Below are 5,895 nucleotides of genomic sequence, written 5' to 3'. Positions count from 1 at the left end.
ATTCGTGTTTTTAAAACAGAATCTTGCTTTTTTATTTCTTAACAGTGAATAAGTCAACCGATACAGGTCGATTTTTATATTGAATTTGTATTATTCATACATAACGTTGAATTATTTATCTATTTTCGTTACATTTTAGAAAAGAGAACGCTTTTTGTGAGGAGTGTGTCGGATGGATATTAAGCAGTTTTCTGAGGATTCTTTGACGATTTACCTCGGTGATACAGTGGATGTTGAGACGAATCAAAAATTGATGATGTTAAAATCGTTAATTGAGTCATGGGATTTTCATGGCATTTATGAAATTGTACCGTCTTATACGTCGCTTACGATTCATTATGACTTATTAGAAACTGATATGACAAAGTTAAAAGAGAAGTTAAGTAAAGTGGATACGGCTTTACTCGACGTTTCTGAATTGACTTATAAAATTGTCGAGATACCGGTATGTTACGGCGGAGACTATGGGCCAGATGTCGAACGTTTCGTAACGGATGAGTTTACGGAGGATGATTTAATTCGTCTTCATGCAGGTAGAGAGTATCATATTTTTATGCTTGGATTTATGCCAGGATTTCCGTTTCTCGGTGGGTTAGATGAAAAACTATATAAAGAACGTTTAGACAACCCACGCACAAAAATCCCTGGAGGATCTGTAGGGATTGGTGGAGAGCAAACGGGTGTGTATCCGTTTGATAGTCCAGGTGGTTGGAATATTATCGGTCGTACGCCAGTTCCGTTATACGATAAAAATAGAAGTGAACCGATACTGTTTGAAGCAGGAGACCGTATTGTATTCCGCTCAATTTCTGAAGAAGAATATGCCACGATTGTCGAGGCATATAATAACGGTGTTTATAAAGCAAAAGTGACGAAGCGAGGTAGTAATAATGACAATTAAAATCATTCATCCTGGAATGTATACGACAATACAAGATGCAGGGCGTTATGGATATGAGTCACTCGGTTTTTCACCAGCTGGTGCTATGGATTATGAGAGCTATTATTTAGCAAACCAGTTGATCGGTAACGACTTAAACACGCCTGTCTTAGAGATGACATTAAAAGGCGCGAAATTTCAAGTGACGAGCAACGTAACAATTGGAACGGCTGGAGCAGATATGCCGTTACTCATAAACGATGAAGAATATAGAGTCGGAGCAGCGATTGATTTAGTAAAAGGCGATATCGTTGAATTTGGATATGCGCGTCACGGTGTACGTACATATGTCGCATTTTTAGGTGGATTTGATATCGAGGAAGAGCTCGGGAGTTATTCAACTCATTCGAGAAGTAAAATTGGTGGGTTCCAAGGTAGAGCGCTTCAACCGTTTGACGTCTTATATATAAACGGTGGGCTCGCGCGACATGGTTATAAAGTTGTAACGAAAGAGCTCGACACATCAAACGTAATTCGTGTAGTTAAGGGACAACAATATGACCGGTTCGATGAGGAAAACTTAGATCACTTTTTCCATAGCGAATATACAGTATCAAAAGAAAGTGACCGAATGGGATATCGTTTAGATGGCGAATCTGTCGAAGCGACGAGTCATGATATTATTAGCGAAACGATACTGTTCGGGAGTATACAAGTGCCTAAAAACGGAAAGCCGATTATATTACTTTCAGACCGACAAACAGCGGGCGGTTATACAAAAATCGCGACCGTTGCGAAAGTCGACATTCAAAAAATCGCACAAAAGAAACCTGGAGATAAAATACAATTTAAACTCATCACGATAGAAGAAGCGACTAAGCTGTATAAAGAACAGTTACGCGCGATCCATAATAAAGAGTTTATCGGAACGACAAAAGAGTTTAATAACGTAAGACGCCCAGTTTCACAGCGTATTCATACATTAATTGGAGGTAAAGCGTAATGGATATCAATACAGTAAAAGAACTGATTAAACTATTGAACGATGAGAATTTATCTGTTTTAAAAATAGAAAGTGATGACATTAAAGTACACCTTGAACGTGATGCGAATGTGTCAAAAGAAAGTAGTCAGAAAGTCGTAACGAACACGCCTGTCGAAAGTAAGGACACACACACACCGGCAGACCCTTCGAAATATGTAGAAATTACAGCACCTCAGATCGGTACATTCTATACAAAGAAAGATGAGCACAGCAGTGAAAACTTCATAGAGGTTGGCGACCGAATTGAAGTGGGTGAACAAATTGGTTACATTGAAGCGATGAAAATGTTTAACGATTTAAAATCAGACGTCTCTGGAATTGTAAGAGAAATCGTCGTACACAATGGAGAAGATGTAGAGTACGGGGATGTGCTCGTCCGAGTAGAACCGGAGGGTAATTAATATGAGAAAAGTATTAATTGCAAACCGTGGAGAGATTGCGGTACGTATCATTCGTACGTTAAAAGAAATGAATATGACGAGTGTTGCGGTATATTCTACAGCTGACAAAAACTCGCTCCACGTGGCGATTGCGAACGAAGCATATGCAATTGGTGGACCAAAAAGCATCGATAGTTATTTAAACATCGATGCGATTTTAACTGCAGCAGAATTATCTGGAGCCGACGCGATTCATCCAGGTTATGGATTTTTATCAGAATCAGCGGAGTTTGCGAGACGCGTCGAAGAAGCGGGACTGATTTTTATTGGACCTACTGCAGATATGATGGAAAAAATGGGTAACAAATCGATGGCGCGTGAAACGATGGCGAGTGTTGGAGTACCTGTAATCCCAGGAAGTGACGGGATCATCGACTCTGCTGACGACGTAAAAGAGATTGCGAAAGTCCATAACTACCCACTCGTCATAAAAGCTGTGTCAGGTGGTGGCGGTAAAGGGATGCGTTTTGCGTATAGTGACAAAGACGTCGACAAACTATATTATGACGCTAAAAATGAAGCGAAAAATGCGTTTAATGATGACAGACTATACGTAGAAAAGTTTATCGAGAAAGCACGACATATCGAAGTGCAAGTCATTGGTAATGGTAAAGGTGATGCGGTTCACTTATATGAGAGGGACTGTTCAATTCAGCGTAACAACCAAAAGCTGTTAGAAGAAGCACCAGCTGCTATTTTATCTGACGAAGAACGTAAATATATTACGGAAACAACACGTGACGCGATGAAACAGTTAAAATATCGCGGTGCTGGAACAGTCGAGTATTTATATGTTGAAGAAGAAAAGAAATTTTACTTTATTGAAATGAATACACGTGTGCAAGTCGAACATACAATTACAGAAGAAGTCACAGGTAAAGACATTATTAAAGCACAAATCATGGTCGCTTATGACGGTGAAATAGGCTTTACTCAAGACGACGTGAGTTTAAATGGTCACGCAATTGAAGCACGTATTAACGCTGAAGATCCGATGCACCAATTTAGACCGTCTCCTGGTAAAATCGAAGAGCTGCACTTTGGGCTTGGGCGTAATGTGCGAATTGACTCACATTTATACACGGGGTATACGATACCTCCTTATTACGACTCAATGGTCGCAAAACTCATCGTAAAAGATGATGACCGTGATTCTGCACTTACAAAACTTAAATTAGTCATCGGAGAAACAGTCATTGAGCCGATTAAAACGAACTTAGACTTTCAATTTTTCTTACTGTCACATCACAAAGTAATTGCGAATGATTATGATATCAAATTTATATACGAAGAAAATATTATCGATACGGAGTGATTACGATGACACTAACAATTGATTTAAATGCAGACTTAGGTGAAAGTTTCGGAAACTATACAGTCGGAAATGATGACAAAATTATACCGCTCATTTCGTCAGCAAACGTCGCGTGTGGTTTTCACGCGAGCGATCCTAAAGTGATGTTAGAAACAGTTAAACTCATTAAAGAATCAGGCGCAGGGCTCGGCGCTCATCCAGGATTCCCGGACAAAGAAGGATTCGGACGTAGATACATGGACTGTACAGACGAAGAAATTTATAGTATGGTATTGTATCAACTTTCTGCACTGGACGGTATTGCGAGAACAGTCGGAGTTGAAATGAATCACGTCAAACCACACGGTGCATTATATAACGCAACGTTTACAGATAAAAACCTCGCACGTGTAATTGCACAAGCAGTCAAAGACTTTAACCCAAAATTAAAGTTAATGGGGCTATCGGAAAACAACCTTGTAAAAGCTGGAGAAGAAATAGGTTTACAAGTGGTCCATGAAGTGTTTTTAGATCGTGCGTATGAAAACGACGGTACACTTGTCTCTAGACGTAAAGAAGGTGCGATGATTACCGATAGTAAATTAGCAGTTGAACGCGGGATTAGAATGCTTACTGAAGGTAAAGTAGAAACAATAGACGGCACAGACATAGACATTAAAGCAGATAGTATTTGTGTGCACGGTGATGGTGAAAAAGCACTACAATTTGTAAGAGAAATTAAATCTGCACTTGAAGCAAAAGGAATTGAAATACAAACGATGTAATCAAGATGAAGGAGTGAACTTATGCAAGGTGAAAAACAAAAATTAACAGCGTCACAACGTAGGCTACTATTTGGCGCAGTATTCTTGATGGCTACGTCATCGATTGGCCCAGCATTTTTAACACAGACGACAGTATTTACTGAACAGTTTTTAGCGAGTTTTGGATTTGCGATTTTAATATCAATTATCATTGATATCGGCGCACAATCAAATGTATGGCGTGTGTTATCAGTTAGTGGAAAACGTGGACAAGATGTTGCGAACGAGGTATTTCCTGGTTTAGGATCATTTGTCGCAATTTTAATCGTGATCGGAGGATTTGCGTTTAACATCGGTAACGTTGCTGGCGCAGGGCTCGGTTTCAATGCGATATTTGGTTGGGATGTGCGCATCGGTGCAGCAATTACAGGAATATTTGCGATTATCATTTTCCTCGTTAAAAATGGAAGAGCCGTAATGGACATCGTCACGCAAGGACTCGGTGTACTAATGATTTTAATCGTGTTATATGTTGCGATTAAATCAAAACCAGATATCGGTGAAGCAGCATTTAGAACGATTGTGCCTGAAGAACCACTATCGATGTTACTTCCAATTGTTACTATTGTAGGTGGGACAGTTGGAGGATATATCACGTTTGCTGGAGCACACCGTTTAATTGAAGCGGGTGTGACAGGTAAAGAGAATTTACATTTCGTATCTAAAGCAGCAAACTATGGGATTTTTACAACAGGTGTCATGCGTACGTTACTATTCTTAGCAGTACTCGGTGTACTTACCCAAGGTGCAGTGCTAAATCCAGATAACCCACCAGCGTCAGTATTCCAATTTGCGCTTGGAGATATCGGAGTAAAAGTATTCGGTGTCGTATTACTCGCTGCAGCACTATCTTCAGTCATCGGTGCAGCATATACGAGTGCGAGTTTCTTACGCGGATTTGGAAAAGTATTTGATAAGCACAACAACCTCATCATCATAGCTTTCATTTTAGCATCGACGATTATTTTCGTATTCATCGGTAGACCTGTAACATTACTCATACTTGCAGGTGCATTCAACGGACTCATTTTACCAGTTACACTCGCTGCGATACTACTCGCATCGAGAAAGAAAAGTATCGTTGGAGATTACCACCATCCAACAGCATGGTTAATATTTGGAGTGATAGCAGTTATCGTTACTGCAGTAGCAGGGGTACTATCGTTAGAAGGACTTGCACAACTTTGGAATGGATAAAATAATAGAAACTATCGTATATTCGAACTATATGACAAAACAAATATATGATTATAGTATGGATTTAAATTTTATATAAAAAGCACCCTGAAGTTTGATTAAAGTCTAACTTCAGGGTTATTTATTATTATGTGATGAAGTGATTTTCTATAATAAGTTAAAGGAATAAGGAAGAGTCAGGTAATTTTTTTATTTCTTCCAAAATTTGATTTAGG

6 protein-coding genes are annotated in these 5,895 nt (G+C 39.3%); all 6 read left to right on the top strand.

What is annotated here, in order from left to right; genetic code table 11:
- Positions 1-172: 172 nt before the first annotated feature.
- From pxpB to TJ68_RS08390, 6 genes are read left to right on the top strand one after another with little or no spacing between them, the layout of a single operon-like run.
- On the top strand, positions 173-901 hold the full coding sequence (pxpB, locus tag TJ68_RS04115) for a 5-oxoprolinase subunit PxpB (RefSeq protein ID WP_040928907.1): 729 nt from the start codon (positions 173-175) through the stop codon (positions 899-901).
- Positions 891-1,883: a 5-oxoprolinase subunit C family protein gene (locus TJ68_RS04110; RefSeq protein ID WP_040928906.1), complete on the top strand. Its 993-nt coding sequence runs from the start codon at positions 891-893 to the stop codon at positions 1,881-1,883. The genes pxpB and TJ68_RS04110 overlap by 11 nt, the downstream gene beginning before the upstream one ends.
- The gene (locus tag TJ68_RS04105) at positions 1,883-2,326 is read left to right on the top strand and encodes an acetyl-CoA carboxylase biotin carboxyl carrier protein (RefSeq protein ID WP_040928905.1); all 444 of its coding nucleotides are present in this window, start codon (positions 1,883-1,885) and stop codon (positions 2,324-2,326) included. The genes TJ68_RS04110 and TJ68_RS04105 overlap by 1 nt, the downstream gene beginning before the upstream one ends.
- 1 nt (position 2,327) lies before the next feature.
- Positions 2,328-3,680 (top strand): acetyl-CoA carboxylase biotin carboxylase subunit, encoded by a 1,353-nt coding sequence (locus tag TJ68_RS04100; protein ID WP_040928904.1) that lies wholly within the window; start codon positions 2,328-2,330, stop codon positions 3,678-3,680.
- A gap of 5 nt (positions 3,681-3,685) precedes the next feature.
- Complete coding sequence (locus TJ68_RS08395; RefSeq protein ID WP_040928902.1) at positions 3,686-4,444, top strand: LamB/YcsF family protein; 759 nt, start codon at positions 3,686-3,688, stop codon at positions 4,442-4,444.
- 21 nt (positions 4,445-4,465) lie between these two features.
- Complete coding sequence (locus TJ68_RS08390; protein ID WP_040928901.1) at positions 4,466-5,680, top strand: NRAMP family divalent metal transporter; 1,215 nt, start codon at positions 4,466-4,468, stop codon at positions 5,678-5,680.
- The last annotated feature ends 215 nt before the right edge of the window (positions 5,681-5,895 follow it).

Origin of the sequence: Nosocomiicoccus massiliensis, assembly GCF_000438455.1 — a bacterium.
Classification (GTDB): Bacteria; Bacillota; Bacilli; order Staphylococcales; family Salinicoccaceae; genus Nosocomiicoccus; species Nosocomiicoccus massiliensis.
This window is presented reverse-complemented; position numbering and strand designations above follow the sequence as displayed.

Coding starts and splice junctions, on each gene's coding strand:
- TJ68_RS04100 (WP_040928904.1), top strand. CDS start 2,328: ATGAGAAAAGTATTAATTGCAAACCGTGGAGAGATTGCGGTACGTATC.
- pxpB (WP_040928907.1), top strand. CDS start 173: ATGGATATTAAGCAGTTTTCTGAGGATTCTTTGACGATTTACCTCGGT.
- TJ68_RS08390 (WP_040928901.1), top strand. CDS start 4,466: ATGCAAGGTGAAAAACAAAAATTAACAGCGTCACAACGTAGGCTACTA.
- TJ68_RS04110 (WP_040928906.1), top strand. CDS start 891: ATGACAATTAAAATCATTCATCCTGGAATGTATACGACAATACAAGAT.
- TJ68_RS08395 (WP_040928902.1), top strand. CDS start 3,686: ATGACACTAACAATTGATTTAAATGCAGACTTAGGTGAAAGTTTCGGA.
- TJ68_RS04105 (WP_040928905.1), top strand. CDS start 1,883: ATGGATATCAATACAGTAAAAGAACTGATTAAACTATTGAACGATGAG.